The following is a 26,428-nucleotide window of genomic DNA, read 5'->3' as shown; positions in this document are numbered from 1 at the left end:
ATGTCAGATAAGCTGCAACAGTAACTGTAATAAACCGTAATTAGGCATTTAATCCCTACTAACGTAATAACTCTGTATTATCCGCGCCTGCCTGTAAGTTAGATGTATACAACAACTCAAGGAAATTACGTATGAAGCTGGGGAAACTCTTCTCTTTTGCTGCTCTATCGTTTTTATTGGCCGCTTGTAGCGGTGGTGGTGGAAGTGGGAGCGATAGCGCTAATGGCGAAATACCGGAAACGTCTGGTGAATTACCGGAAACGTCTGGTGAATTACCGGAAACATCTGAAGGAAGTGGTTCACAACAACCCCGGCTCATTATTCAAGGTTTAATTGGAGAAAATATTGACGGCTCTGCTTCAGTGGAAGTCAAGGTAGGCGATATTGATTACGATGCAACCGTTGATGGGAAAATTTTCTCTGCAGAAATCAAAAATGCAGCTTCTGATGAATTAATCAGTGTAGTTGTCCGTTATCCCGCCACCGAAGAGCGTAAAGAAGTTGTCCTAAAATCTTATGTGGGAAATTATTCACAGATCAAGGAACTAGAGAATGAAGGCTCTGTTTCTGTTTCTGAATTGCCAACACTTTATGTTAATGCCTTGTCTACCGCTTCGGCTGCTTTTTTGGAAAAAGTGAATGAAGGTGATATCACTACATCTAATGAGTTATTAAGTGCTTCACAGGTTTTACCGCAGGAAATATTGTTAGAGAGTGCTGTTGGGCTTCGTTATATTGTTAGTGGTGGTGAGTCGCCGTTATTTTCTCATGAAAATACTTATGACTTTATTCGGGATTATCCCGTGGCTGCAAAAGTAGCATTAGAGTTAAAAAATATATCTTCTTTGGGTGTTAAAAAATATGAGCAGATTTTTGATCAGCTTGTAAATGATAAAGAGCAGATTTTATCTGTTGAAAATTACTCTGGAGAGGATTTGATATTTGTCGCAGTGAATCCCAGGTCAGCACGTATATATGGATTTGCTATGAATTTAACCGGGGAGGAGTCGGGTTCTGGGTATTTCGCTGATAGGTTTTATTCTGACCAGTTAAATAACTCTGTGAGTTATACAAAAAATGATAATTTGATAACTTTGGAAATGTCTGGCTCGGATCGAGTAAATTATTATTTTAGTGAATGTTGGAGAGAAAATGGAAACTCTGGGGCCAAGCTGAATAGTATTCTATTGAAAAAATATTACGATGCTGCATTTTATTCGGTATATAAAGTTGATTATGATTATTCTTGTCAACAGTTAGGCGGAGACGAAGTATCCGCTGATTCCTTTGTGGTGAGTAGTTTCGCTCAAGTGAATACCCAGAGAATAGGAAGTTTAGAAGAGATATCTTCAGCTGCGTTTTCTATCCCAGGTTTCAGAGATAGATCGGATGACGATAGCCTTTCATTGGCCCGTTTCTGGGAGCCGTCCATTATTGATCCAAATACAAAGGGTACAATTAATCAAAGGTTTGATCATCGCTCTGGCTATGTAGATGATGGAATACTGTCATTTAATGATGCTGGGAATCTGGTTATCGAAAGTGATCGAGGGAGTAAAGTTGAGTACTATACTTTTGGTGCCGATGGTGTAGCTATGCGAACTTTGGGTGTGTTACGTCGAGATGATGATTCTATAGTTTCGGTTGGGGGCTACTATGCTACGCCGGTTGTGCGCGGTTTGGAGATGCCTGTCGCTTCAGATATTTTCAATTACGCTGGAATCTTTAATTTACTTGATCCGGAATTTCCCGATTATTATGACCAATTTGGATTTCGGTACTATGAGGATGGTAGTGGTTATCAAGTGTATAAAGGGCCAGAATACATAACTGAGGCTGAGTGGACTCGTTTTGGTTGGTCTGATAAAGATAATTTTCGAGAACAAAGATACTTTGTAGACTCTGTTACTCGTAAAAAATATAGTAGTTGTCCTGAAGGTAACATGAATTGTGTTGAGTGGCGTTATCGAGAAGTCGAGCCACTATTTTTTGATGGTACCTTTTATTATCTTCGTGTTTATCAGGAAATTGATAATTGTAAATTGAATGGCAGAGGCTCTTGTGTGGATGCCTCCGGTTATATTGATCGCTGGAAGGTGTCTGCAATACAATAATTTGTTAACGCTTCTAGCTGTTTAAGTGAAATGGCAGGTTTAGAGGAATATATACGAGTGTATGTAAGATATTGATGGCAATATGAAATATAGTTCTCTAGCCAGCTGATTATCTGAAGTAAAAAGGCCGCTTATTAAGCGGCCTTTTTGTGGAGTTGATTGAGTGGTCTAATTCCCCTAATCAAACATACTCAGCAAAGACCCCAAAGTTTCCTCTCCCTTCGCCTGATTCTGCTCCGGCGTCGCCTTGCCAAACCCCTCTAGCAATACATCCTCTTCCGGTAACTCGTCAATAAAGCGGCTGGGTGTGGTGTCCTGGGTTTCGCCGAACTGTTTGCGCTTGCCCGCCAGGGTCATGGTGAGGGTGCGCTGGGCGCGGGTAATGCCCACGTAGGTGAGGCGGCGCTCTTCTTCGATGTTGTCGTCTTCAATACTGTTGCGGTGGGGAAGTAAGTTCTCTTCCATACCGATCATAAACACGTGGGGGAATTCCAGGCCCTTGGCGGCGTGCAGGGTCATCAGGCTGACCTTATCGGTGGCTTCCTCTTCTTCCTGGCGCTCCAGCATATCCCGCAGGATCAGTTTGGAGATGGCCTGTTCCAGGCGAATATCCTGCTCCAGCTCATCGTCGGTGCCCTCCATAATCTTGTTGAGGCTCTCCAGCAGCCAATACACATTTTCCATGCGCTTCTCGGCCACCTTCTCGCTGCTGGCGTTTTGCGAGAGCCAACCGGCGTAGTCGATATCTTCCAGCATTTCACGCAAGGCGCCATTGGCGGTGGTATCGCGACAGTTGCGCTGTACTCCTTCGAGCCACAGGGCAAAGCGATTTAGGCGCTCGTAGCCCTGCTCGTTGATATGCTCCTTAAAGCCCAATTCCGAGCAGGCTTTGAACATGGAAATCTCGCGGCCCTTGGCGTAGTTGCCCAGGGCTTCCAGGCTGCTGGTGCCAATTTGGCGGCGCGGAGTATTGATAATGCGCAGGAATGCGTTGTCATCATCCGGATTCACCAACAGGCGCAGGTAGGCCATCACATCCTTGATTTCAGCGCGGGCGAAGAAGGAAGTACCGCCGGACATCTGGTAGGGAACCTGGTGTTCCTGCAGTTTCATTTCGATCAGGCGCGCTTGGTGGTTGCCGCGATAGAGCACGGCAAAATCCATGAATTTGCAGCCGCGACGGCTCTTTTGCAGGAAAACCTCGTTGGCGACTCGTTCTGCTTCTTCAGTTTCATTAGCCACCTTGAGCACGCGGATCTCCTCACCCAGGCCGCGATCGGACCACAATGCTTTGTCGAATTCGTGGGGGTTGTGGGCGATCAGGTGGTTGGCCACTTTGAGGATGCGGCTGGTGGAGCGGTAGTTCTGCTCCAGTTTGATTAGGCGAAGGTTGGGGAAGTCGGTCTTCAGCGCACTCATATTCTCCGGGCGCGCGCCGCGCCAGGCGTAGATAGACTGATCATCGTCTCCCACCACTGTGAGGCCGCCGCGCCCGCCCACCAGCAGCTTCACCAGCAGGTACTGGGAGTTGTTGGTGTCCTGATATTCGTCCACCAGCAGGTAGCGTATCTTTTTGCGCCAGCGTTGTAGCAACTCTGGATCTTTGTCGAACAACTGTACCGGCAGCAGGATCAGGTCGTCGAAGTCGACGGCATTGTAGGCCTTGAGGGCTTCACAGTAGCGATCGTAGGCAACCGCGATGGCCTGCTCACCGGGGCTCTGTGCCTGCTCCAGGGCACGGCGCGGGGTGAGCATATCGTTCTTCCAATTGGAGATCTGGTTCTGTACCCGATCCAACAGGTCCGTATCCAGGTCGCCATCCCTGAGCATCAGCTCCTTGATCAGGGCGCGGGCGTCTTCCGCATCGAAGATGGAGAAACCGGGCTTGAAGCCGGCGGCGCGGTATTCTTTGCGCAGGATATTCAGGCCAAGGTTGTGAAAGGTGGATACGGTGAGACCGTGACTCGCCTTGGAGCGCTTGCCATCCGGGCCCGCCAGCAGTTTGCTGACCCGCTCTTTCATCTCCCGTGCCGCTTTGTTGGTGAAGGTGAGGGCGGCGATATTGCGCGCGGCGTAGCCACACTGCTCGATCAGGTAGGCGATCTTGCGGGTGATTACGCTGGTCTTGCCGGAGCCGGCACCGGCCAGTACCAGGCAGGGGCCATCGACATACTTCACGGCTTCGGATTGGCGGGGGTTGAGCTGGGTCATAGATAGAGTTGTATCTTCGCGTGACGAGAAAATGGTGGATTCTAACAGCCTTAGCCCGGATCCACCCGGCATGAGTGCGAATGCCTGGACAGGTTTCTCCTTTGCCCTAGGAGTTGGCTATAGCAGGGTCCTGCGCACTAAATCTATTGCTCAATAGAATAATTCATCACAGCCTTTTATTAAGAAGACTAAGTTAACTAATGGGTATGCTTTAATAGAGAAAATACAGATATCTTTCAGTAAGTGGCAGGATTGAGGCAAATCGATTTTATTCTGTTTAGAGCGCCCTATAAAAAACTAATTATTGAATATTATTGATCTATCTTACTCTTTGTAGCTTTGAGACGCAGAGTCTATTCTACTTCGAATACCAACTTAAAAGTTTGGCTCGGATTCGCCTATTTGATTATTTGAACGATATAAAGTTAGGTCTTTTATACTTCCTTGGTCAGCACTATGTGATTAAATTAATAATTTATTTAAATGACTGAGCGGACTCGAGGCCACTTTATTTGTTGTATAGGTATATCGCAATACAGCTACGGTATCTTTTTGATTTTTACTGAGTTTTGGTCAGGATTTAGCAGCCCTAATCACTCCATAAGGAGAGGGCTTTGTTACCCCGAGTTGAGGGGCTTGTAGTGCTATGTTGTTATATCGGCTAACTATTTTTGTTTTATATTCTGGTGCCTCATGAAAAATATCCATGGAATTGGATTAGTATTTATTGCCTCGTCTGCATTGTTTGGGTTTAACTCTTGCTCGGATTCGGATTTTTCGAGCGGATATAGGCCTTCGCCCTTGCCTGAATTGTTGTGTAGGAAATATCCAAAAAGAATATATAAAAAATTAATTTCAAATCATAATGGTGAGGTTGAAAATCCTATTGTAGAGCAGTTTAGCGCTAGCTGGAATTCCAGTCTAAATACTCATACCGTCGAAGCAATAGATGATAGCTTTATTTATGTTGATACATATGATTCCCCCAGAAGTTTTATATTGAATCATAAAGATTTCTTTCCTGTTAATTACTTAAAGTCACACCATCTTGACTTGATTGGTGGCGTCGGGGCAGATGTTGTTAATACATTTGATGATGAAGTTATAAGCTTAACAAATATTTATGTAATTGATCATTATTCTGCTGAACATGTGTATCATTGGGAAGAACATGATGAGCAGGGTAGACCTATAAAGGGGGTTTATTCTTATATTGATGATGGCCATGTTTTATGTGAAAAACTATCAATTGAATTTGTCTACAAGGAAGAAGATAGAGCTTTTGAAGAGATCTATCAGGTTGTGGAGGATACGATAATCTATGGTGACTATTCAGGTTTTTCGGGATGTAGTGATAGGGTTTTTAAAGAGTATTACGATGATTTTGGCAGTGTGTATTTAATCGAGCGTATATATAGTGATTCTGGAAATTACTTCATGTATGAATATGAATATAAATATGAAAAGGTGGCTTCTGTTTGTGAAGTTAAACAAGAATAGGTCTTTCGGCTTTACAGATAAGAAATTGATAATTTTTTATTTGAAATATAAGAAGTTTGTTGCCTTAAACATTTAGGTTTGGAAATACTTTAAAATTCAGACTCAATGGGTAAAGAAAATTCAGGCTACTAAGTAGTATATTTATCTTCCAATCTATTTTTAAGCAATATGGGTGTCGACCTTTTCAGTTTGTACTAAAAGGGGGTTCCACTAGTTTGGCTTATAATCCCCTTTGATAGCAAAAACCTTTAGCTACAGTGTACTTTGCCAATGGGATTAGCTATAACTGCACCTTTTCCCTGCCTGTGTAACCCCATGCAACAACCCATCGCCGGCTACCATCTGGATGAAGAGGATCACTGGGTGGCGGAGCTCGCCTGTGGCCACTTCCAACATGTACGCCACAATCCTCCCTGGACCAACCGGCCCTGGGTGATCACTGAACAAGGGCGCGAGTCCATGCTGGGTTTCCAGCTCAATTGCAAGAAATGCGATGAGGGCGCACCGCCCGATACACTCGAAAAGGTTGTAGAGCCATGACAAAACTCTGGGTTGATGCCGACGCCTGTCCGGTCGCTATCAAGGAAATCCTGTTTCGCGCCGCTGAGCGCACAGCCACAGAACTGACGTTGGTGGCCAACCAAGCGGTACGGGTGCCGCCGTCGCGCTATATCCGCTCCGTGCAAGTGACAGCCGGTTTTGATGTGGCGGATAACGAGATAGTGCAGCGCTGCGAGGCAGGGGACCTGATTATTACTAGCGATATCCCACTGGCAGCAGAGGTGATCGACAAGGGTGCTGAAGCCCTTAATCCCCGTGGGGAGCGCTATACCAAAGCCAATATCCGCGCGCGTCTGAATATGCGGGACTTTATGGATACCCTGCGCTCCAGCGGCGTGCATACCGGCGGACCACCGGCCCTTAGCCAGGCGGACCGCAAAGCTTTTGCCGATCAGTTAGATCGATGGCTGGCAAAGAGTCGCAAGTAACTTTAAGGAGAATTGCCGTGGAGAATTTGAGGCTGAAGCCAATGGAAGAGTGGCAATTCCCAACATTGATGTCTTGGCTACCTGATAGGGAGCAGTGCCAACAGTGGGGTGGTCCTGATTTCAGGTTTCCGTTCGAGGGGAGGTCCTTCTTGGAGGATTGCCGTTGGCCGGAGTTACCCAGCTACGCACTTCAGGACAGCAGCGGTGATGTGCTGGCTTTTGGGCAGTATTACCAACACCTGGGCCGCTGCCACCTAAGTCGTTTAATTGTCTCTCCCAATCATCGCGGAGCCGGATTAGGGCGTGCGCTGGTAGTACAGCTTGCACAAACAGGAACTAGAGCTCTGAATGCAATCGAGTGCTCTTTATTTGTCCTGCGTACTAATCTAGCGGCACGGACTCTCTACCAGAAATTGGGTTTTGAGGAAGCGGCTTATCCTGGGCAGCGAAAATGGCTGGATCAGTGCGATTTTATGGTTGCACCTTCTAAAGGTTTTCAGCAGAAACAAAATATTGAATAGCGAATATTCCATGCTTGAATTAATACAACCCACGACCGAACGCTTACAGCTACGCCAGTGGCGAGAGGAAGATAAGCCTGTATTTGCTGAAATGAATGTCGACGCCAGGGTGATGGAGTTTTTCCCCTCATTGCTGACGCGACAGCAGAGTGACGCCGGTGTGGATCGCAGTATTGCGCATATTGAGAAATACGGCTGGGGCTTTTGGGCCTTGGAGCTGAGAGAAACCGAAGAGTTTCTCGGGTTTGTCGGTATGAAAAATGTGACTGAAGATTTGCCCTTCGCACCGGCGGTAGAGATTGGCTGGCGCTTGGCCTTCCCTTATTGGGGAAAAGGCTATGCCAGTGAAGCCGCAAAAGCATCTTTGGATGTAGCTTTTAATACCTTGAATCTCAGTGAGGTCGTTTCTTTTACACCGTTACAGAACCTTCGCTCCCAGCGGGTGATGGAGCGGTTGGGTATGCGGCGGGATTCTCTTGTCTTTGAACATCCGCAGGTTCCAACTGAAAGCCCTTTGTTAAAACATTGTTTATATCGTATCAATGCTGATGAGTGGTCTATAGAGCATTCAATCAAATAATTTGTCAACTCTGGGTGCTCTTTTGCTGAAAAAGGGGCCCCTGATTAGTTTCGTATTCATTTGCGGCCTCAAGGTCCTCCCTGCGCAGCTTACTATGTGACTCACACTCTGTATTGCGACATCTTGAAAGGCTTACACATTCCTGCGAAGTCGCGCCTTATCGAGAACCATTCTGAAAGCCAAGGGCTCCATGAATATTGAGTGATTCCCTGGTAAATTTTCCCACAATCAGATGTTTTTTAGGGTGTGTATGTTCTGCTGGAAAGGAATACATACACCTATAGAACGGTTTGCATTTCTTTTAGTCCGTTTGATGCTTTATGAAGGCAGAAAAAGTTCGCCAAATTTAAGTTAATCATTTTTTAGTTAACTGGACTTTCATTACTTCAAAATGGTCTTAAAGGTATAGGTGTTACCAGGAATTTTCTCAGCGCGTAGCTACCCAGACAATGGCCAGATTGATTCAGCCTGATTCAAAGCGATTAGTCCTTCGCCAATGGCGAGAAGAGGATCGTGGTGATTTTGCTCATTTAAATGCAGATACTCGGGTTATGCGGTTCTTTCCCTGCACCCTGAACCGAACTAAAAGTAATAAGCTACTAAATACCCTTAAGGAACATATCGATGAATACGGGTGGGGGTACTGGGCGGTGGAATTGAAAGAGAATGGACAATTTATTGGTTTCGCTGGTATTAAACATGCTTCGGCTGAGTTGCCTTTCTCTCCAAGTGTGGTACTTGGTTGCCGCTTCATCAGGGATTTCTGGGGGCGGGGGTATGCCAGTGAAGCGGCCAAGGCTGTCTTTGCAGTAGCATTCGAACAATTAAATCTTACTGAGGTAGTGGGGTGTACTGCATTACAAAACCTTCCTTCACAAAGAATGATGCATGGTCTGGGTATGAGTCGTGACGCCTCAATCTTTGATCATCCACTGGTACCGGAAAATAGCCCCCTGCGGCCTCACTGTTTGTATCGGCTCTCGTTTGATACCTGGTGGGAGCAGATAGGCGGAAAATCCTATTAAGTGGTTTAAATTAAAATTATAGATAGTCTTTAAGCTATTCAATGGAACCTATTTAATGGACTTGCGTCATAAACAGCACTCTCAATAAACATAAGAAACAAAAGCAAATGGAGGTGTTTTATGATGAATCTGTTTCGTTTAAAGGCAATAAAAGCTGTCCTTATAAATATTCTGCTGTTATTCAGTTTGCCAATGGCTCATGCGGAGTTCATAAAAAATACGAGTAAACGTCCGGATACCTCAACCCTTTATTGGTCTCTAGAATTTCCTGCCCACAGCGAGTCTCACGGCTTGTTATTGATCGCTCAGGGCTCAGGTTGTCTTCCTGCCATTAAGAATAAGACAGTACAACAAGTTAAGAAGATTGCCCCAAAATTTGCCGTGCTATTGGTAGAGAAATACGGGGTTACCCATACGGATGGCCCCAATGACCAATTTAAAGATTGCTCACAGGCTTATGTGACGAACCATACCGTTGAGCAGCGCACCCGGGATGTTGTGCAAATTGTTGATGAGTTAAAAGGTTCTGACTGGTGGAATGGCAAGCTGGTACTCTTTGGTGGCTCAGAGGGCGGAGATGTAGTTGCCCGTTTGGCCCCCAAATTAAATCCAGATGCGGCTGTAGTTTTCTCTAGTGGCCTCGGGCAATCTTTTGCTGAGGTACTTAAGTCCTTGGTTCCTCCTCATGTAGCGACAGAAGTCGATGCCAAACTCGCTTACGCACGGACGAATCCTGAAAGCGTAGAAGTCTGGGGGGGGAATTCTATGCGCTGGTGGGCCGATGTTGTCGATCGGGTACCAGTCAATGACTTATTAGATAGCCATGTTCCTGTCTTATTGATTCAGGGTACAGAAGATAAGTCCTCTCCTGTCAGCTCCGGCCGTGCAGCGCGTGATGCTTATACAAGCGCGGGGCGATGTGAATTAACTTATTGGGAGTATCCAGGTTACGATCACTATTTGAATGATACCGATGGTGTGAATCACCGAGGAGAGGTTTTTGAACGAGTTGCTGGATGGATAGAAAATACCTTACTTAATGGAGCACCCAGATGTATATCCGGTGTAAAGAAAATAGAGAGCAATTGATGAATATAAGAGCCAAGCTAGCCGCGATAGTAATGACAGTTTACGCCAGTACCACGATGGCTGAAAATTTCTCCGTATTGCCGCAACTGGAAAATTACAAAGTGCCAGAATCCTGGCGCCAGCCAGTAGCGCCTCTTAAAATAGCAGATAATACGTGGCAAATAGGTACAGAGGGAATTACCTCACTGTTATTAAAAGGCAAAGAGGGATCGATTCTAATTGACGGTGGCATGGAGCAGACGGCTGAGCATTTATTGGAGAATATGCGCAGGTTGGGAGTCGCCCCCTCGGATCTCAAGCTAATCTTGCACAGTCAGGCCCATGCAGACCACGTAGGTTCCTTAGCTGAGTTAAAACGCGTGACTGGTGCACAGGTAGTAACCAATGCCGAGTCGGCTGTGTTAATGGCTCGCGGTGGTGCCAATGATATTCACTTTGCCGACGAACTTTTATATCCCCCAGTAAAGACAGATCGTATTCTGCATGATGGCGAGCAAGTGGTTCTGGGAAATTTGCGTTTACGTGTACATTTTATCCCAGGTCATACACCGGGCAGTATGGCCTGGACCTGGGAAGATGTAGCTGATGGTAAAGCTACAGACATCGCTTATGTGGATAGCCTTACAGCGCCGGGTTATCAACTGATTGATAATAGCCGCTACCCCAATATCGTAGAGGACTTCCGCACAAGCTTCGCCCGTGTGCGCGATTTACCTTGTGATTTACTACTTACCCCTCATGCACCTGCCAGTGGCTGGGAGTTTAAAAACCAAGCTATACAGAACAAAAGGGTAACTTGTGGTCAATATGCACAGAAAGCAGAAGCAAGCTTAAATAAAAAGCTAGAAGCTGAGAAAAATTCAGATGATTAATTATTGATGCCATTAAAATACACCCGGCATAATTAATGCCGGGTCAAAAATTGATGTACCTTTGGTACAAGATAGAAATACATTAGTGGGACCAGAATGGCGGTCATTATTAAAGCCTTTAAACCAATTGCAATTTGCAATTCCAGTGCCTGTATCCCCAGAAGTAATAGAGTAACAATGGGATAAACCAATGCCCATATGCACAGGGCGTGTACTATCGGTCCCTTCATTTTTTCAGTTCCTCCATAAATTTGGAAATTGTCTTAAAATACCCAGGCAAAATTTTCTGTAAAAATTTTTTTCCATTCTTAGTGAGTGCTATACATTTTGCTCGGCCATCACTGGAATCTGCTACCATAGCGATAAGCTCATCTTCCACCATACTTTTCAAGGTTCGTGTCATTACCGGCCGAGAAACATCAATTCGTTCTGCAATTTCTGAAGCTAGTAAGCTGTCTCTTTGTGGCTCCCGGTCGATAACAATCATTACTAGGAAACGCAGCTGGGAGGTTCCGTGCTCAGTAAAATAGCTCTCCAGCTCTCGTAAAAGTAGGCTTGCATCCCGCATCATGGTAAGTGCGCCCTGAACGGCTGTGAGATCTTTTACTGAAAAACGTTTGGCATATCCTTCAATCATTTGTTGCGAGGGAAGATCTTTGAGGAAAAACATTAGGCCAGTCTCTTGAGCTTATTGATCTCCACCGGCTCTTTTAGCCACTCTTGATAGGCTTCGAATATCGGAGCGATATAGGGCATGGTGTAATGCTTTTCTAAGTCTTCCTGGCTGCGCCACTCCTCGTATAAAAATAGGCATTCCTTATCCTCGTGCACTGCGAACTGCAGGCAGCCCTCCTCTTCGAGAGTATTTGGCACTATGGATAAGATGGCCTGTTTGGCTTGCGCAAAGAATTCTGTCTTGGGGAAAATTCTGGCAATAATGAATAGGTGATTATTCATAAGGTTAACTCAGCAGCGTATAATATAGTTACCATGATAACTATAGTTTTTGACCTGTCAAATATCAGTGCAATATACAGCTGATGGCGCTGTAGCAATGAGAATTCACTCTGGCGGTATATTCGAGATTTAGAGGGCGTAAAGAGCTTTTAATGTGTATGAACGCTTGCCTGGCGTCTGTCTAGGTTCCGGTAAGCCAACGCTTCGGCAATTTGTGCTGTACCAATTCTTTCCTGTTTGGCTAGGTCCGCCAGAGTGCGCGCGACTTTAAGCACTCGATGATAGCTGCGTGCGGAAAGTCCAAGTTTTTCTACTGACTGTCGCAGTAGCAGTTTTTCGGTATCACCTAGGGCGCAGTGATTTTCCAGCGGCGCCCCTTTTAGCAAGCTATTGATCGTTCCCTGTCGCTGTAACTGCTGTTGGCGGGCATTACAGACTCGCTCACGCACACTCTCAGATGACTCACCGGGAGGAGAGTCCTGTAACTGTATTGCACTCATTGCGCCAACTTCCACCTGCATATCAATACGATCCAGCAGGGGTCCGGACAGCTTGTTGCGGTAGCGGTCTATCTGGTCCGGTGTACAGCGGCAACGAGTTTCCCCCAAATAACCACAGGGGCAGGGATTCATCGCAGCCACTAATTGGAAGTGGGCTGGGAAGGTAACTTGCGCTCTGGCGCGGGAAATACGCACCTCGCCATTCTCCAGCGGCTCACGCAATATCTCTAGGGCATGGCGGGGAAACTCCGGCATTTCATCTAGAAATAAGACCCCGCGGTGGGCCAGGGAAATCTCCCCTGGGCGCGGTGTGCTACCGCCGCCCACCAGCGCGGTTGGGGAGGCGCTGTGGTGGGGGGCGCGGAAGGGCCTGTGACTCTGGTGGGGTAATCCAGCGCTGGAGTACACAGCTGCCACTTCTATAGATTCACGGCTGGTTAAAGGCGGCAATATACCGGGCAAACGGCTGGCTAACATGGTCTTGCCTGTACCCGGTGGACCATAGAACAAAAGGTTGTGGCCTCCTGCTGCAGCGACTTCCAAGGCCCGTCTTGCCTTGAGCTGGCCGCGAACATCAGCGAGGTCTGCAGTGTGTGTAATTACTCGCTCTAATTGCTGCTCGGCGCGGGGTAATTTTTCCCGGCCATGCAGTTCTGCACACACTTCAAGAAGCGAGTTGGCGTTAGCGATTTCGCTGCCAGCCAGGGCGGCTTCGCTGCCGTTTTCTTTCGGCACTATTAATAGGCGTTGAGCTGCAGCACTGGCGATGGCTGCAGGAAGTGCGCCGCTGACCTGGCGTATTCCGCCGGTAAGGGCGAGCTCTCCGATAAATTCGTAGCTTTCCAAGGGCTCACTAGGCACTTGGCCGGAGGCGGCGAGTATGCCTATAGCGATGGCGAGATCGTATCGCCCGCCGTCTTTGGGTAGGTCCGCGGGGGCCAAATTAACGGTGATACGCCGCTGGGGGAATTCAAAGTGGCTGTTAATTAGGGCACTGCGTACCCGGTCGCGGCTCTCGCGCACAGCAGCTTCGGGCAGGCCGACGATATGAAAGGCGGGGAGCCCGTTGGCCAGGTGGGTCTCAACGGTGACCAATGGGGCGTTAACACCCAGCTGGGCACGGGTGTAGCTAACTGACAGGCTCACATTTTCATCCTTGATGCGGCGGCTTGTGGAAGAACTAATCCTCGGGTTTGTGTTCTCTCTGTGCGAGAGCCTGCTCCAGTATTTCCACCTTGTCTTCCAGGCGAGCCAATTTTTCTCTGGTGCGCCTCAGTATCTCCACTTGAGTATCGAACTCGCGCTGGGAGACCAGCGGCAATTTATCCAGTGAAACCTCCAGCGCACTGCGCAGGTCATTGGTAACTACTGTGCCTTGCTGTTGCAGTTCTTTTAAGAGTTGTTGCAGTTTGTCCGCAGCCACGGGCAACTCCTTGCTGTCAAAATCTTATTTAATGGCACCAGATTGTAACCCACACCCTATAGCCACAAAAGCTGACTCTTTGTGCACTATTCTGATCACTGCCTCTGCAAGATTCCCCACTTCTGTGCACGCGATGACAAACAGTTCCATCTTGGTGCGTGAGACTTTGCGGGCTCATTGTTCGTATTTATTCCGGTTGTCTGCTTTCCCGTTAACTTATTGATTTTATTGGATATTGCTGTCCTGGCATCAAGTCTGCAATGAAAAGGCAGGTGTGCCATTTACGATCACTGGGAGTCTGGGAAAGTAGCGGTTCACAAGACGCAAGAGACCCTCTGTCATACCCGACAGTGCAGGACCGATTGCAGGCGGCGCCATTACAGCTCTTGAAATACAGCCTATAGAAATTTAGGAGAAATAAAGTGGAAGTTAAAAAGCATAAAATTGCCACTATTTTCGCTGGCGCTTTACTGGCGTTGGGCACTGCCAATCTAACAAATGCTGAAGAAAATACCTCTTCCAGCAGCTCTCAGGAAGAGGGCATCAGTTTCAGCGCCAACCTGGGTATGGTTTCAGATTATCGCTTCCGAGGCATTTCCCAAAAGGATAGAAATCCCGCAATTCAGGGTGGTCTGGATCTGGATTTTGGCAATGGCTTTTACGTGGGTACCTGGGCTTCGCAAGTGGATTTTGCTTATGGATTTGATGAAACCGATTACGAGCAGGATTTTTACGGTGGTTTCTCCGCGGATATCAATGACTCCATTAGTTACGACGTCGGCTATATCTATTACGCCTATCACGGTAGTGACCAGGATGAAGATTACTGGGAAATTTACGGCAACCTCAGCATTTCAGATCTGACCCTCGGAGTTGCTTACTCTCCCGACTATTGGGCGCAGAGCGACGAATTTTATTACACCTTTGCGGAGTACAGTTTCTCACTGCCAGCAGATCTGAGCCTGGATTTGCATGTTGGTTACAACATTTTTATGGAGCGTAGTGAGTTCCTTTATGAGGACGATGATTATATCGATTACTCCGTAACGCTCAGCAGAGACTTCGGTGGTTTGAATCTGAGTGCAGCTTACGTTGGTACCGATGTCAGTAAAGAGGAATGTTGGGATACCGATTGGTGTGAGCCAACCCTGGTAGTTGGTGCTACTTATACTTGGTAATCAATTCGCCCGCGATATTTCGCGGGCATTTTTTTGGGGGGAATCCATGAAATTAATCACCGCAATTATCAAGCCTTTTAAGTTGGATGCCGTGCGCGATGCCCTCAGAGAAGTGGGTGTTAATGGCGTGACTGTTACTGAGGTAAAAGGGTTTGGTCGGCAAAAGGGCCATACCGAATTGTATCGGGGTGCTGAGTATGTTGTGGATTTTTTGCCGAAAACCATGCTGCAGATTGCCGTAGAGAATTCTGAGTTAGACAAAGTTTTGGAGGCACTGGGCTCCAGTGCACACAGCGGAAAAATCGGTGATGGAAAAATATTTGTTGCCAACCTGGAGCAGGTAGTGCGCATACGCACCGGCGAAACCGGCAGAGACGCTATCTAACTCGATAGCAACAAACATAATTTTAAAAATATACAGACTTGAACGGAGAGAAACATGGAAAACCAGATATTTCAGTTGCAGTATGCAATTGATACTTTTTATTTCCTGATGTGCGGTGCCCTGGTGATGTGGATGGCTGCGGGTTTTGCCATGCTGGAAGCCGGCTTGGTGCGCTCAAAGAACACTACAGAAATCCTCACCAAAAATGTTGCGCTGTTTGCAATAGCCTGCATTATGTATCTGCTCACCGGATACGCCATTATGTATGATGGCAACTGGATGCTATCTGGCATTGAGGCATTTAGCCTTGACACTGTACTGGCCGATTCCTCCAGTAATGGATTTGAAGGCGATTCCGTTTATTCGAGTGCTTCTGACTTTTTCTTCCAAGTCGTATTTGTCGCCACCGCTATGTCCATCGTGTCCGGTGCCGTGGCCGAGCGTATGAAGCTGTGGAGCTTCCTTGCTTTCGCGGTGGTATTGACTGGCTTTATTTACCCACTGGAAGGTTCCTGGACCTGGGGTAGCCAGGATGTCTTTGGTCTATTTAGCCTGGGTGACCTCGGTTTCTCCGATTTTGCCGGTTCCGGTATCGTACATATGGCCGGCGCCGCCGCCGCTTTGGCTGGCGTGCTGTTGCTGGGCGCACGTAAAGGTAAATACGGACCCAATGGTCAGGTTTATGCGATTCCCGGTGCCAATTTGCCACTGGCCACACTCGGTACCTTTATCCTGTGGATGGGCTGGTTCGGCTTCAATGGTGGTTCCGTATTAAAACTGGGCGATGCCGCCAGTGCGCATTCTGTAGCTATGGTGTTTGTTAATACCAATGCCGCTGCAGCCGGTGGTGCTATCGCCGCACTGATTACCGCCCGTTTGCTGTTCGGCAAGGCCGATCTCACGATGCTGCTCAACGGCGCGCTGGCGGGCTTGGTGGCAATTACTGCCGAGCCCTCTACTCCTACTGCTCTGCAGGCCACTGTGTTCGGTATGTTTGCCGGTGTTCTGGTGGTCTTCTCCATCATTACTCTGGATAAACTCAGAATTGATGATCCGGTAGGTGCTATTTCCGTGCACGGTGTAGTTGGTCTGCTCGGCCTGTTGCTGGTCCCCCTTACCAATGAGGAATCCACACTTGTTGGCCAGTTTGTTGGAGCACTAACCATCTTTATCTGGGTCTTTGTAAGCTCCCTGGCGGTTTGGTACCTGCTCAAGCTGGCAACCGGTATCCGTGTCAGTGAGGATGAAGAGATGGAGGGTGTTGACTTGGCCGAGTGTGGAATGGAAGCTTACCCAGAATTTATGAGCAAATAGTCGCTCGGTAGTGGCGTCGCCTTAATATTGGGGTGACCGTCGCATTGAGGTTCCCGCAAAGAAGATAAACCAGGGGAAAACACAAGATGAAATTAATAACGGCCGTAGTGAAGCCCTTCAAGCTGGACGATGTGCGCACTGCCCTTTCTGAGGTCGGTGTCCAGGGAATGACGGTAACAGAGGTGAAAGGCTTTGGCCGCCAGAAGGGCCACACCGAACTCTACCGTGGTGCGGAGTATGTGGTGGACTTTCTGCCCAAGGTTAAACTGGAGCTGGCCGTCGATGACAGCATGGTGGATGCGGCGGTAGAAGCTATCACCAAAGCGGCGCAAACCGGAAAAATCGGTGATGGAAAAATCTTTATCACCGCGCTAGAGGAAGTGATCCGAATCCGTACTGGGGAAACCGGTAGCGAAGCGGTGTAATGTTTGCCGATTAATCAGGGTATTTCTATTAATAATGCCCAGTGTGTTTAAGGCCCCGTAAGGGGCTTTTGCTTTTCTTTATCCCCTAAAAATGATCCCTGTCGTCTCCTACTAGAAGGTTTCTCCCTACCTGTCACTTAAATCTCCATAACAAACTGCAATATCTCCTCGATTTTTTCCCAACAAAAAACTCTACGGGCTCCGGTGCCTGCAGCTGGCAGCGTAGATTGTAAGTGCCTATATATTAATCGCCGCTTTTGATGCGGTGGGCGATTGCTACTCCGGTGGCTTTCAATTTCATTGGCGCCGCGGGAAGGGGCGGCACAGAGGTACTCCCTCTGTAACAGGAGTAAGGGTTACAGGGTTTTGCTATGAAAGATAGTTATGAAGATCAGGGTAAGAACGCTCGCAGCAAGGATACAGAGGAATTTGCCGAAGAGCGCTCCATTACCTCCCGTGAACGCGCCAGAAGCCAGCTGAGTTCTGATGTTGAGGAATTTCTAGCCGGTGGCGGGGCGATTAATGAAGTCGATCCAGACGTCACCGCCGACCCGCCACGGAAACCGCAGCCAAAATACGGTAGTCGACCTATTTAGTGCTTTCAACGTTGCCGCCCCTGAGATCAGGTCGGCGGCAAAATCTTTTCTGCAGGAAACCCCGAAGCCTGTTGGCCTCAGGGATTCAGTAGCCTGGGCAGCAAGCGCTCCAAAACTTCGCCAATGTAAGAGAGAAACAGAGTGCCGAGGCTGGAACGGTAGTATTGAGGATCGGATGACCCAACTGCCAGCATGCCGAGCTGATTGCCGAGCGGGACCACTGCGGCGGAGGCAATTTCCTGCCATTGGTCTCCGAATAAATACTCTCTTTCCCCGGGACGCAAAATTCCACATATTGGGCGGCCATTACGCAATATGGCGCCAATGGCCGTCTCTGCGCTGGAGAGTGTGCTGGTGCGCACTTCACCGAGCTTGTCGGCTGACACGCCCAGCGGCCCAAATAGAGTTAGGCTGGTAAATTCCACATTGAAGTCATGGGAAAAGCTGTTGTACAGAGCCGTGGTGGCCTCACCAATCGTCTGTGCTTCCAATAGGGCGAGGATCAGACGGCGGCTATTAAAAAACAACTGATCATTATCGCGTGCATTGTGCAGTAATTGGTCGAGGCGTTGCCGCATCTCAATATTGCGCTCGCGTAGCAGATTGGTCTGATGTGTCATCAGCGACACGGTCTTGCCATTTTCCCGCGGCAGTTTGATGGTTTCGAGCAGGTCCATGCGCTCGACAAAAAACTCAGGGTTTTGCATTAGGTAGCGAGCTACCTGGCGCGCGAGCAACTTGTCATCGCGCTGGGTTTCCCTGTGGTTGCCGGCGACAATCTCATCAGAAGTTTGATTGGCGTCTGTGTGTTCCATCGTGTTCTGTTCACATTGGCGCGGGCGCGTGGTGAATCCTGTGCTCTATCGAAATTAGAGCTGAGGCTCGCCCGCTAAATTATTTAAACAATGATTTGCCCGTGGAAAACTGTAGTCGCGGGCCCGGTCATAGTAACCGGCTGATTCGGCCCACTCCAGTGGATTGTCAGGGACCCGCCGGGAAGGCGGATTTCCACCTGCTCATCCATCAGGTCGCGCAGGTGGGCATACACCATGGCTGCGCAGGCACCGGTGCCACAGGCGTGAGTTTCACCTACGCCGCGCTCAAATACACGCAACTGTGCCTGGCTGCGGGAGTCGACTTGCAGAAAACCCACATTCACCTTCTGGGGGAAGCGGGGATGTGCCTCGATTAAAGGGCCGAGGGTCACTACCGGGGCGCTGTGAATGTCGTCGACCAACAGTATGGCGTGGGGGTTACCCATGGAGACTGCACCGATGGTAAAGGTCTCGTCACTGGCTTCCAGCAGGTAGCTATCCGCACGGCGATCGGCATTGAACGGAATCTTCTCCGGCTCTAAAACGGGGGCGCCCATATCGACACTGACCTGGTCGTTATCCAGTACACGCAGGTGCAGCATACCCGCAGCAGTCTCGACCTTGAGCCGTTTTTTTCCCGTCAGGCGGCGTTCGCGTACAAAGCGGGCGAAACAGCGTGCACCATTGCCGCAGTTTTCCACCTCGCCGCCATCGGCATTAAAAATTCGATAGCGAAAATCTGCCTCTGGCCCCCGTGGCGGCTCTGCCAGTAGTACTTGATCACAGCCGATGCCTAGGCGCCGATCGGCGATTCGGCGAATTTTATCTGGTGACAGCTTGAGTCTCTGGCTGATGCCATCGAGCATTACAAAATCATTGCCGAGTCCATGCATCTTGCTGAATTTAACGCGCATTCCATTTCTCTGTAAAACTGATTGAGCGGGCCATCCTAGGGGTGCTCGCCACCGGTGACGCCGGCATTGCTGGCGTCCCGGAATTCTGTTGGTTGGTAATTAAGAGGCAAGGGTGACACAAAGCGTTAGACCTTTTCAGGCACCGGGGTCTCACCCCGAACCAGGTCGTCGAAAGTTTCCCGTGTGCGCACTAAATAGCTATTCTCGCCATCCACCAGCACTTCCGCTGCACGCGGGCGGCTATTGTAGTTGGAACTCATGGTAAAGCCGTAGGCGCCGGCGGACAGCATGGCCAGTAATTGCCCCTCGCGCAGAGCCAGGGCGCGGTTCTTGCCGAGGAAGTCACCGGTTTCGCAAACGGGGCCAACGATATCCCAGAGTGTGTCCTCACCGTCGCCCGGAGTAACCGGCACTATATCCTGCCAGGCCTGATAAAGGGCAGGGCGCAGGTTGTCGTTCATGGCGGCATCGACAATGGCGAAGTTGTGTCCTTCGGTGTGCTTCAGGTATTCAACCCGAGTTAACAGAACGCCGCCGTTAGCGGCAATCGAACGACCGGGTTCCAGTATCAGGCCCAGCTGGCGTTCGCCGATACGCTCCAGAACCGCTTGTAGATAGTCTGCAACTACTGGGGGCTCTTCACCCCGGTAGCGGACCCCGAGACCGCCGCCCAGATCCAGGTGTTCCAGCTGGATACCTTCGGCGGAGAGGGTGTCCACCAGCATCAACAGCCGGTCGAGGGCATCCAGGAAGGGGGCCACCTCGGTGAGCTGGGAGCCGATATGGCAATCCACCCCGGTAACTCTCAGGTGAGGCGAGCGCGCTGCGTATAAATACACATCCAGAGCACTGCTGATGGCGACGCCGAATTTATTTTCTTTGAGGCCGGTGGAAATATAGGGGTGGGTTTGTGCGTCTACATCTGGGTTGACCCGCAGTGAGATTGGGGCAACAGCTTCGCACTCCGCCGCTACTTGCTCGAGGCGGCGCATTTCGGCCTCCGATTCGATATTGAAGCAGTGCACACCCACTTCCAGGCCACGGCGTATCTCGTCTGCGGTTTTACCCACACCGGAAAATACTATTCGCGAGGGATCTCCTCCCGCCAACAATACCCTTTCCAGTTCACCCCCGGAGACGATATCAAACCCAGCGCCAAGCTGGGCCAAAAGCGACAGGATACCCAGATTGCTGTTGGCCTTCACCGCATAGCAGATCAGGCCCGGGTGGCTGTCCAGTGCTTCGGCATAGGCTTGATATTGGCGCTCGAAGTGGGCGCGGCTATAGACGTAGGTGGGGGTTCCGAAACGCTCGGCGACCTCTTCCAGTGATACCTGTTCTGCCCACAGGCTGCCTTGGCGATAACTGAACTCACTCATTTCTGCGGTGCTTGCTCCTCTGGGTAGCCCTCTTCCGGGTAGTCTTCTGGCGTAGAGTAATCCCCAGGTTCTGAATAGTCGTTTGGTTCGGAGTACCCTTCCGGTACAACAGTTTCTCCGGCTGGAACAAGTACCGGCTCATCCGGCTCCACCGCCGTGCTACTAGTGGGCACCGTAGTGGGCGGGCCTGTGGTGATAGCTGGCGCGGGTTCGGCCGGCGCCTGAGGCAGGTACAGCGGTCCTTTCTGACCGCAGCCACTGAGGAGTGCGGATGCACTCAGCAGGGCGCAAAGGGGGTAGAGCATTTTCTTTGGCATGGGTGACATCCTGCACTCGGGCTTTAGAGCGGTGTTCGGCAAAAGCCTGATAGTATAGCGAGCCAATAGATTGAACACAGTAGACGGTAACAGAAGTAATAAAAGATGAGCCAAACGGAATATGAAGCGGCCATTGAGCATACCCTGATGGCGATTGAGGATGCCCTGGACGATTGTGACTGGGATATCGATTACGAGCGCAGTGGTGCCGTGCTCACTCTGACCCTGGAGGATAATGGCAGTCAGGTTATTCTCTCCCGGCAATCTGCCAATCAGGAACTTTGGGTAGCTGCCAAGTCTGGCGGTTACCACCTCACTTTTATCGCGCCCGGCTGGAAATGCAGTACCACCGAGGAAAATCTACCGACCCTGCTCAATCGCGTGCTGAGCGAGCAGCAGGGTGAATCGGTCGAACTGGGATTACCGCAGTAATCCCGGTTTACTGATCGGCCGTACCCCAGGCGCCCGGATGCAAAAAACGGGCTCCTAGTCCTGCTGGGGCCGGCCTTAATGACGCCCTTCAATTTGCACTCGTGCTTGTGCACAGGCAGCGCGAACCTGGTCGGGAGCGGTGCCGCCGATATGGTTACGGGCGGCTACCGAGCCTTCCAGGGTGAGCACTTCAAAGACATCCGCACCGATATCAGCAGAGAATTGCTGCAGCTGTTCTAAGCTCAGCTCCGCTAGGTCTTTCTGCTGCTCAATGGCAAAGGAAACCGACTGGCCGACGATCTCATGGGCATCGCGGAAGGCAATGCCTTTGCGCACCAGGTAATCCGCCAGGTCGGTGGCAGTGGAGAAACCCTTGGCAGCTGCCGCCAGCATATTTTCTTTTTTTGCCTTGAGTGCGGGCACCATATCCGCAAAGGCGCGCAGGCAGTCCAGTGCGGTATCGGCAGCGTCGAATAAAGGCTCTTTGTCTTCCTGATTATCTTTGTTGTAGGCCAGTGGTTGGCTCTTCATCAGGGTCAGCAGTGCAATTAGGTGGCCGTTCACACGGCCGGTTTTGCCACGCACCAGTTCGGGCACATCCGGGTTTTTTTTCTGCGGCATAATTGATGAGCCGGTGCAGAAACGATCCGGTAGGTCGATAAAGTCGAACTGGCTAGAAGCCCAGAGCACCAGTTCCTCGCTGGCGCGGGAAAGATGGGTGAGCAGTAGGGCGGTGAAGGCGCAGAATTCAATGGCGAAATCCCGGTCGCTCACCGAGTCCAGGGAGTTCTCGGTCGGAGCATCGAAGCCCAGCAGTTCGGCAGTGCGCGCGCGGTCGATTGGGTAGCTGGTGCCGGCCAGTGCTGCGGCACCCAGGGGCGAGCGATTGACTCGTTTGCGGCAATCCATCAGGCGCTCGAAATCCCTGCTGAGCATGGCATTCCAGGCCAGCAGGTGGTGGCCGAAGGTCACTGGCTGCGCACTCTGCAGGTGGGTAAAGCCGGGCATAATGGTATCGGCTTCGCGTTCGGCCAGGTCTACCAACCCGGTTTGCAGTCGGGTTAATTCGGCGCCGATCCGGTCGATGCGGCCGCGCAGCCACAGGCGGATATCGGTGGCGACCTGGTCGTTGCGGGAGCGGCCAGTGTGCAGTTTTTTACCGGTGGCACCGATGCGTTCGGTCAGGCGCGCCTCGATATTCATATGCACATCTTCCAACTGCACCGACCAGGGAAAGTCACCCGCCTCAATTTCCACTGCGATCTCTTTCAGGCCATCGGCAATCTGGTGATATTCATCACCGCTCAATACCCCAACCTCGGATAGCATCTGTGCATGAGCGAGGGAACCCTGAATATCTTCCAGCGCCATGCGCTGATCGAAGGTGACAGAGGCAGTGAATCGCTCTACGAAAGCGTCGGTGGCTTCGCTGAAACGGCCGCCCCAGAGTTTGGCGGCGGGATTAGTGACGGAGTCGGGTTTGTCGTTGCTCATGGTTTTCCTGGCTGCAGTGAGGTGAAAGGCCGGGGAGCTTGGTGGTATCGTGCGCTTTGAATATAGGGACAATCAAGAATAACAACTGCATGTCATTTCCCAGGCCGTCGGGCATTATATCGCAGAAAATTCGAAAAACTGACACTGATAGCAAGGATTCTGCGCTTTGCAGGCAGGTGCCTTTTCTTCCGGATTTATGCAGTGTCACCGCCCTGGCCGCATTGGTGTTGATGGGAGAATTGCTGGCCCTGGTTCTGGTGCTCGCCTTGGACGGGCTGCACGACTTCAGTTGGCAGCGCCTTGGCCTAGTGTCCCTGGTGATTCAGTGGGTGATATTGCCCTGTGCCGCCGTGCTTTGCCGGCTGCGCCCCTATCTAGCCAAGTTACCCCACAAACATGCCGGCGCTATCAGCTTTATCGCGGTGTTGGGCGTGCTTGGATTAGTAATGGGGATTCAGCGCTATGTGCGTGCTCTATTGCTGCAGGCGGATTTCGACTGGTGGGGACTGGCTAGTGATTGTCTCCTTGGGGCTATCTGCGCCGGGGTGGTATTGCGCTACGCCTATTTACAACAGCAGTTATACAACCAGCAACAGGCGGAACTGGGCGCGCGTATCGAGGCGTTGCAATCGCGCATACGACCGCATTTTTTGTTTAACAGCATGAATAGCCTGGCCAGCCTGATCGCGGTAGACCCAGATCGCGCTGAGCGTTTGGTGGAAGATTTGTGCGTGTTGTTTCGGGCCAGCCTCGCCGACCCAAAGCTGGTGCCGCTGTCGCAGGAAATACAATTGTCCCAACGTTATCTGGAGATTGAGGCTCTGCGCCTGGGCGAGCGTTTGCAGCAGCAGTGGCAGCAGCAGGGTACTTTGGAGGATATACAAGTACCCAGCATGTTGTTGCAACCATTGCTTGAGAATGCCGTTTTACACGGTGTGGCACAGCTGCGTGAGGGCGGCACAATTACTGTGGCCGTGAAAACCGAAGGCGGTGTTCTGTACATTGATATTGAAAACCCACTTCCGGCAGAAACTGTGCATTTCACCAAGGAAAGCAACGGTATGGCAGTGGAGAATATTCGTCAGCGCCTTGCCGCCTATTACGGTGATCGCTTCAAGTTTACCGCCGGTCGGGTGGAGGACCACTACCGAGTGCACCTACAACTACCCTTGTTTCCCCGGGAGGTGGTTCAGCGTGAAACAAAACCGACCATAAATTCCAGTAGAGATACTGAGGTGATGGAGTGACCCAGTTGCGAGTCCTGATTGTCGATGATGAACCCCTGGCCCGCGCGCGCCTGCAGCGGCAGTTGTCTACAATCGAAAATTGTATTCCTGTTGGTGAAGCGGCGGATATTGAATCCGCGTTGATACAGGTGCAGATACTGGACCCAGATCTGGTCTTGCTCGACATAGAAATGCCCGGCGGCAGCGGCTTAGAACTTGCCCAGCAGCTTTCCACACGCGAGTGCCCACCCGCGATAATTTTTTGCACTGCCCACGATGAGTTCGCCCTGCCGGCCTTCGCCACCGCCGCGGTGGGTTATCTACTCAAGCCTGTCAGCGTGGAGCAGTTGCGCCAAGCGCTGGCAAAGGTGCAGTGCCTCAATAAACCCCAACAAAAACTTGTTAGTGGTGACGAGAAGGATCGCGGTCGCAGCCGTATCAAAGCGGTGAGCCGTATGGGGGTCGAGCTATTGGAAGTGGACAGCATTCGTTGTTTGGTTGCCGACAGCAAATATGTGGTGGCCCATCACCCTGCCGGTGAGACGATTCTTGATGAGTCATTAAAAGAGTTGGAAAGCGAATTTGCCGAGCGCTTTGTTCGAGTGCACCGCAGTGCACTGGTGGCAGTAGCATTTATTACAGGCTTACGCAGAGACGGAGCGAATTATCGGGTGGAGCTGGAAGGGGTAACACAAGCCCCATTGGTAAGCCGGCGTATGCTGTCTTCGGTAAAAAACCTGATCACGGAGATTTGCTAGTAGCTAAACCATTCCGCGCAGGAAAACGATTAGCACAGCCGTTAACATCAGCAGGGCAAAGCAAACTCTGATTAGACGTGCCTGTTTAGGTTTATGAAAAACTGACCGCAAACTTCCTCCCAGACATAGCCAGATAAAATCGACCACAGCCGCGACTATCAAACAGACCATTCCGGTAGCAATGTAACTTAAGTTGCTTTCTTCAATTGGCAGTAAAAATTGGGAAAAGATGGCAAAGAAGGCGGCATAAGCTTTGGGGTTGAGTAGATTAAAAATAAACCCATCCAACAGTGATGGCGCTTGAGTTTCCGCTGATGGGTTTTTCTCCATTACCGGGGCTGTGGCAATTTTTATGGCGATATAGCCAATATACAAAGCCCCGCAAAGTTGTACGGCAAAGCGCGCCTTGGGCCAGGTTGCCAGCAGGGCCGCTATCCCGGCGGTTGCGCCCATAATTGCAACGCTTAGTCCCAGTAGGATACCGATAAGAAAATGGCTACTTTTCCTGATCCCAAAAGTTGCCCCAGAAGCGGCCAGCGCGAGTGGTGCGGGACCGGGGGAGCCAAGTAGCAGAGCTGTTGCTGCAACAAGGGAAAAAAGTGCTTCAAACATATATTCTTATCTTCCACCTGCGACATCAATAAATGAGCCGGTTGTAAAGGTTGATTCGTCACTGAGAAGCCAGGCCACTGCCTTAGCCACTTCTTCGGCTTGCCCGCCGCGTTTGAGTGGAATTGCAGACTTTACTCGCTCAATTCTATCTGGTTCGCCGCCATCAGCATGCATTTCCGTGTAAATAAAACCCGGCCTTACGCCGTTCACTCGAATTCCCTCACCGGCGACTTCTTGGCTGAGTCCGATGGTTAGAGTATCTACAGCACCTTTGCTAGCCGCGTAATCGATATATTCATTAGGTGACCCTGAACGACTGGCGGCGGATGAGATATTGACAATGGTTCCTCCGCTGCCCCCGCTTTTTGTTGACATCCTCTTAATCGCCTCGCGACAGCAGAGCAATGTACCGGTGATATTGGTCCGAAGGATCTCGTTGATACGCTGAGAATCCATTAATTCAACACGCATCTGCGGTTTAATGATTGCGGCATTGTTTACCAAGCTGTTAATCGGGCCGAGATTTTGGTCAACCTTTTCGAATAGACGAATAATCTCAACTTCTGAAGTGATATCGGCACGTGCCGCTATTGCAGTAACGCCCAAAGATTGAAGTTCATTTACTAGGTCTTCCGCTTGCTTCCTTCGTTCCCGATAGCTGATGGCAATCTGATATCCACGTTGAGCCAGTAGTTTTGCTGTGGCGGCACCGATTCCCCGGCTGCCTCCGGTTATCAAGGCAACTTTATTTTTCATTTCTATGGCCGCGATGAAGTGAGTAATTCGGTGAGGGGAGGAGAAG

General features: G+C 50.1%; 29 protein-coding genes. 17 read left to right on the top strand and 12 right to left on the bottom strand.

What is annotated here, in order from left to right; translation table 11 throughout:
* Positions 1-131 precede the first annotated feature (131 nt).
* Complete coding sequence (locus tag ACJJIT_RS18775) at positions 132-2,114, top strand: hypothetical protein (RefSeq protein WP_444899314.1); 1,983 nt, start codon at positions 132-134, stop codon at positions 2,112-2,114.
* A gap of 177 nt (positions 2,115-2,291) precedes the next feature.
* On the opposite strand, the gene rep is transcribed toward ACJJIT_RS18775, so the two are convergent.
* On the bottom strand, positions 2,292-4,325 hold the full coding sequence (gene rep, locus ACJJIT_RS18770; protein ID WP_444899313.1) for a DNA helicase Rep: 2,034 nt from the start codon (positions 4,323-4,325) through the stop codon (positions 2,292-2,294).
* 693 nt (positions 4,326-5,018) lie between these two features.
* On the opposite strand from rep, the gene ACJJIT_RS18765 reads away from it, so the two are divergent.
* The 8 genes from ACJJIT_RS18765 (at position 5,019) to bla (ending at position 10,901) form a co-directional block, all read left to right on the top strand.
* On the top strand, positions 5,019-5,825 hold the full coding sequence (locus ACJJIT_RS18765) for a hypothetical protein (protein WP_444899312.1): 807 nt from the start codon (positions 5,019-5,021) through the stop codon (positions 5,823-5,825).
* Between the two features lie 270 nt (positions 5,826-6,095).
* Complete coding sequence (locus ACJJIT_RS18760; RefSeq protein WP_444887756.1) at positions 6,096-6,365, top strand: DUF3565 domain-containing protein; 270 nt, start codon at positions 6,096-6,098, stop codon at positions 6,363-6,365.
* Positions 6,362-6,814 carry a YaiI/YqxD family protein gene (locus ACJJIT_RS18755; protein WP_152450565.1) on the top strand — a complete coding sequence of 151 codons (453 nt, stop codon included), beginning with the start codon at positions 6,362-6,364 and terminating at the stop codon, positions 6,812-6,814. The genes ACJJIT_RS18760 and ACJJIT_RS18755 overlap by 4 nt, the downstream gene beginning before the upstream one ends.
* A gap of 17 nt (positions 6,815-6,831) precedes the next feature.
* A complete protein-coding gene (locus ACJJIT_RS18750) occupies positions 6,832-7,335 on the top strand; it encodes a GNAT family N-acetyltransferase (RefSeq protein ID WP_444899311.1) in 504 nt (167 codons plus the stop codon).
* A 10-nt stretch (positions 7,336-7,345) separates the two neighbouring features.
* Entirely contained in the window at positions 7,346-7,915 is a 570-nt protein-coding gene (locus tag ACJJIT_RS18745) for a GNAT family N-acetyltransferase (RefSeq protein WP_444899310.1), read from the top strand.
* A 449-nt stretch (positions 7,916-8,364) separates the two neighbouring features.
* Positions 8,365-8,940: a GNAT family N-acetyltransferase gene (locus ACJJIT_RS18740; protein WP_444899309.1), complete on the top strand. Its 576-nt coding sequence runs from the start codon at positions 8,365-8,367 to the stop codon at positions 8,938-8,940.
* 120 nt (positions 8,941-9,060) lie between these two features.
* Positions 9,061-10,029: an alpha/beta hydrolase family protein gene (locus ACJJIT_RS18735; protein ID WP_444899308.1), complete on the top strand. Its 969-nt coding sequence runs from the start codon at positions 9,061-9,063 to the stop codon at positions 10,027-10,029.
* A 5-nt stretch (positions 10,030-10,034) separates the two neighbouring features.
* The gene (gene bla / locus ACJJIT_RS18730) at positions 10,035-10,901 is read left to right on the top strand and encodes a subclass B3 metallo-beta-lactamase (RefSeq protein ID WP_444900934.1); all 867 of its coding nucleotides are present in this window, start codon (positions 10,035-10,037) and stop codon (positions 10,899-10,901) included.
* A gap of 226 nt (positions 10,902-11,127) precedes the next feature.
* Here the strand turns inward: bla and ACJJIT_RS18725 are convergent, their stop codons facing one another.
* From ACJJIT_RS18725 to ACJJIT_RS18710, 4 genes are all read right to left on the bottom strand, one after another.
* Positions 11,128-11,571 carry a MarR family winged helix-turn-helix transcriptional regulator gene (locus ACJJIT_RS18725; RefSeq protein WP_444899307.1) on the bottom strand — a complete coding sequence of 148 codons (444 nt, stop codon included), beginning with the start codon at positions 11,569-11,571 and terminating at the stop codon, positions 11,128-11,130.
* The gene (locus ACJJIT_RS18720) at positions 11,571-11,858 is read right to left on the bottom strand and encodes a putative quinol monooxygenase (protein ID WP_444899306.1); all 288 of its coding nucleotides are present in this window, start codon (positions 11,856-11,858) and stop codon (positions 11,571-11,573) included. The genes ACJJIT_RS18725 and ACJJIT_RS18720 overlap by 1 nt, the downstream gene beginning before the upstream one ends.
* 149 nt (positions 11,859-12,007) lie before the next feature.
* Positions 12,008-13,504, bottom strand: coding sequence for a YifB family Mg chelatase-like AAA ATPase (locus tag ACJJIT_RS18715; protein ID WP_444899305.1), 1,497 nt, complete (start codon positions 13,502-13,504; stop codon positions 12,008-12,010).
* A 34-nt stretch (positions 13,505-13,538) separates the two neighbouring features.
* Entirely contained in the window at positions 13,539-13,781 is a 243-nt protein-coding gene (locus tag ACJJIT_RS18710; RefSeq protein WP_252084143.1) for an accessory factor UbiK family protein, read from the bottom strand.
* 422 nt (positions 13,782-14,203) lie between these two features.
* On the opposite strand from ACJJIT_RS18710, the gene ACJJIT_RS18705 reads away from it, so the two are divergent.
* The 5 genes from ACJJIT_RS18705 to ACJJIT_RS18685 all read left to right on the top strand — a co-directional run bounded on the left by ACJJIT_RS18705 (position 14,204) and on the right by ACJJIT_RS18685 (position 17,679).
* The gene (locus ACJJIT_RS18705) at positions 14,204-14,959 is read left to right on the top strand and encodes a TorF family putative porin (RefSeq protein WP_444899304.1); all 756 of its coding nucleotides are present in this window, start codon (positions 14,204-14,206) and stop codon (positions 14,957-14,959) included.
* 46 nt (positions 14,960-15,005) lie between these two features.
* Complete coding sequence (locus ACJJIT_RS18700) at positions 15,006-15,344, top strand: P-II family nitrogen regulator (RefSeq protein ID WP_444899303.1); 339 nt, start codon at positions 15,006-15,008, stop codon at positions 15,342-15,344.
* Positions 15,345-15,398: 54 nt separating this feature from the next.
* Positions 15,399-16,658, top strand: a complete 1,260-nt coding sequence (locus ACJJIT_RS18695; RefSeq protein ID WP_444899302.1) for an ammonium transporter — start codon at positions 15,399-15,401, stop codon at positions 16,656-16,658.
* A gap of 86 nt (positions 16,659-16,744) precedes the next feature.
* Positions 16,745-17,083, top strand: coding sequence for a P-II family nitrogen regulator (locus tag ACJJIT_RS18690; protein ID WP_152450594.1), 339 nt, complete (start codon positions 16,745-16,747; stop codon positions 17,081-17,083).
* Positions 17,084-17,454: 371 nt separating this feature from the next.
* Positions 17,455-17,679 carry a hypothetical protein gene (locus tag ACJJIT_RS18685; protein WP_252084147.1) on the top strand — a complete coding sequence of 75 codons (225 nt, stop codon included), beginning with the start codon at positions 17,455-17,457 and terminating at the stop codon, positions 17,677-17,679.
* A gap of 77 nt (positions 17,680-17,756) precedes the next feature.
* On the opposite strand, the gene ACJJIT_RS18680 is transcribed toward ACJJIT_RS18685, so the two are convergent.
* The 4 genes from ACJJIT_RS18680 to lptM form a co-directional block, all read right to left on the bottom strand.
* Positions 17,757-18,494 (bottom strand): DUF484 family protein, encoded by a 738-nt coding sequence (locus ACJJIT_RS18680; protein WP_252084148.1) that lies wholly within the window; start codon positions 18,492-18,494, stop codon positions 17,757-17,759.
* A gap of 83 nt (positions 18,495-18,577) precedes the next feature.
* Positions 18,578-19,408 (bottom strand): diaminopimelate epimerase, encoded by an 831-nt coding sequence (gene dapF, locus ACJJIT_RS18675; RefSeq protein ID WP_444899301.1) that lies wholly within the window; start codon positions 19,406-19,408, stop codon positions 18,578-18,580.
* Positions 19,409-19,533: 125 nt separating this feature from the next.
* Entirely contained in the window at positions 19,534-20,787 is a 1,254-nt protein-coding gene (gene lysA / locus ACJJIT_RS18670; RefSeq protein WP_444899300.1) for a diaminopimelate decarboxylase, read from the bottom strand.
* Complete coding sequence (gene lptM / locus ACJJIT_RS18665) at positions 20,784-21,104, bottom strand: LPS translocon maturation chaperone LptM (protein ID WP_252084151.1); 321 nt, start codon at positions 21,102-21,104, stop codon at positions 20,784-20,786. The genes lysA and lptM overlap by 4 nt, the downstream gene beginning before the upstream one ends.
* Positions 21,105-21,209: 105 nt before the next feature.
* Here lptM and cyaY point away from each other — a divergent pair, with 105 nt between their 5' ends.
* The gene (cyaY, locus tag ACJJIT_RS18660; protein ID WP_444887768.1) at positions 21,210-21,536 is read left to right on the top strand and encodes an iron donor protein CyaY; all 327 of its coding nucleotides are present in this window, start codon (positions 21,210-21,212) and stop codon (positions 21,534-21,536) included.
* Between the two features lie 75 nt (positions 21,537-21,611).
* Here cyaY and argH read toward each other — a convergent pair whose 3' ends face one another.
* On the bottom strand, positions 21,612-23,030 hold the full coding sequence (argH, locus tag ACJJIT_RS18655) for an argininosuccinate lyase (protein ID WP_444899299.1): 1,419 nt from the start codon (positions 23,028-23,030) through the stop codon (positions 21,612-21,614).
* A gap of 176 nt (positions 23,031-23,206) precedes the next feature.
* Here argH and ACJJIT_RS18650 point away from each other — a divergent pair, with 176 nt between their 5' ends.
* Complete coding sequence (locus tag ACJJIT_RS18650) at positions 23,207-24,277, top strand: sensor histidine kinase (RefSeq protein ID WP_444899298.1); 1,071 nt, start codon at positions 23,207-23,209, stop codon at positions 24,275-24,277.
* Positions 24,274-25,014 carry a LytR/AlgR family response regulator transcription factor gene (locus ACJJIT_RS18645; protein WP_444899297.1) on the top strand — a complete coding sequence of 247 codons (741 nt, stop codon included), beginning with the start codon at positions 24,274-24,276 and terminating at the stop codon, positions 25,012-25,014. The genes ACJJIT_RS18650 and ACJJIT_RS18645 overlap by 4 nt, the downstream gene beginning before the upstream one ends.
* 3 nt (positions 25,015-25,017) lie before the next feature.
* On the opposite strand, the gene ACJJIT_RS18640 is transcribed toward ACJJIT_RS18645, so the two are convergent.
* Both ACJJIT_RS18640 and ACJJIT_RS18635 read right to left on the bottom strand, forming a co-directional pair.
* Positions 25,018-25,626 (bottom strand): LysE family translocator, encoded by a 609-nt coding sequence (locus ACJJIT_RS18640; RefSeq protein WP_444899296.1) that lies wholly within the window; start codon positions 25,624-25,626, stop codon positions 25,018-25,020.
* A 6-nt stretch (positions 25,627-25,632) separates the two neighbouring features.
* Positions 25,633-26,382: an SDR family oxidoreductase gene (locus ACJJIT_RS18635; RefSeq protein WP_444899295.1), complete on the bottom strand. Its 750-nt coding sequence runs from the start codon at positions 26,380-26,382 to the stop codon at positions 25,633-25,635.
* Positions 26,383-26,428 lie beyond the last annotated feature (46 nt).

This window comes from Microbulbifer mixtoriginis (SeqCode) (assembly GCF_052467515.1).
The sequence above is the reverse complement of the archived record's forward strand: the minus strand, read 5'-3'. Positions and strand labels throughout refer to the sequence as shown.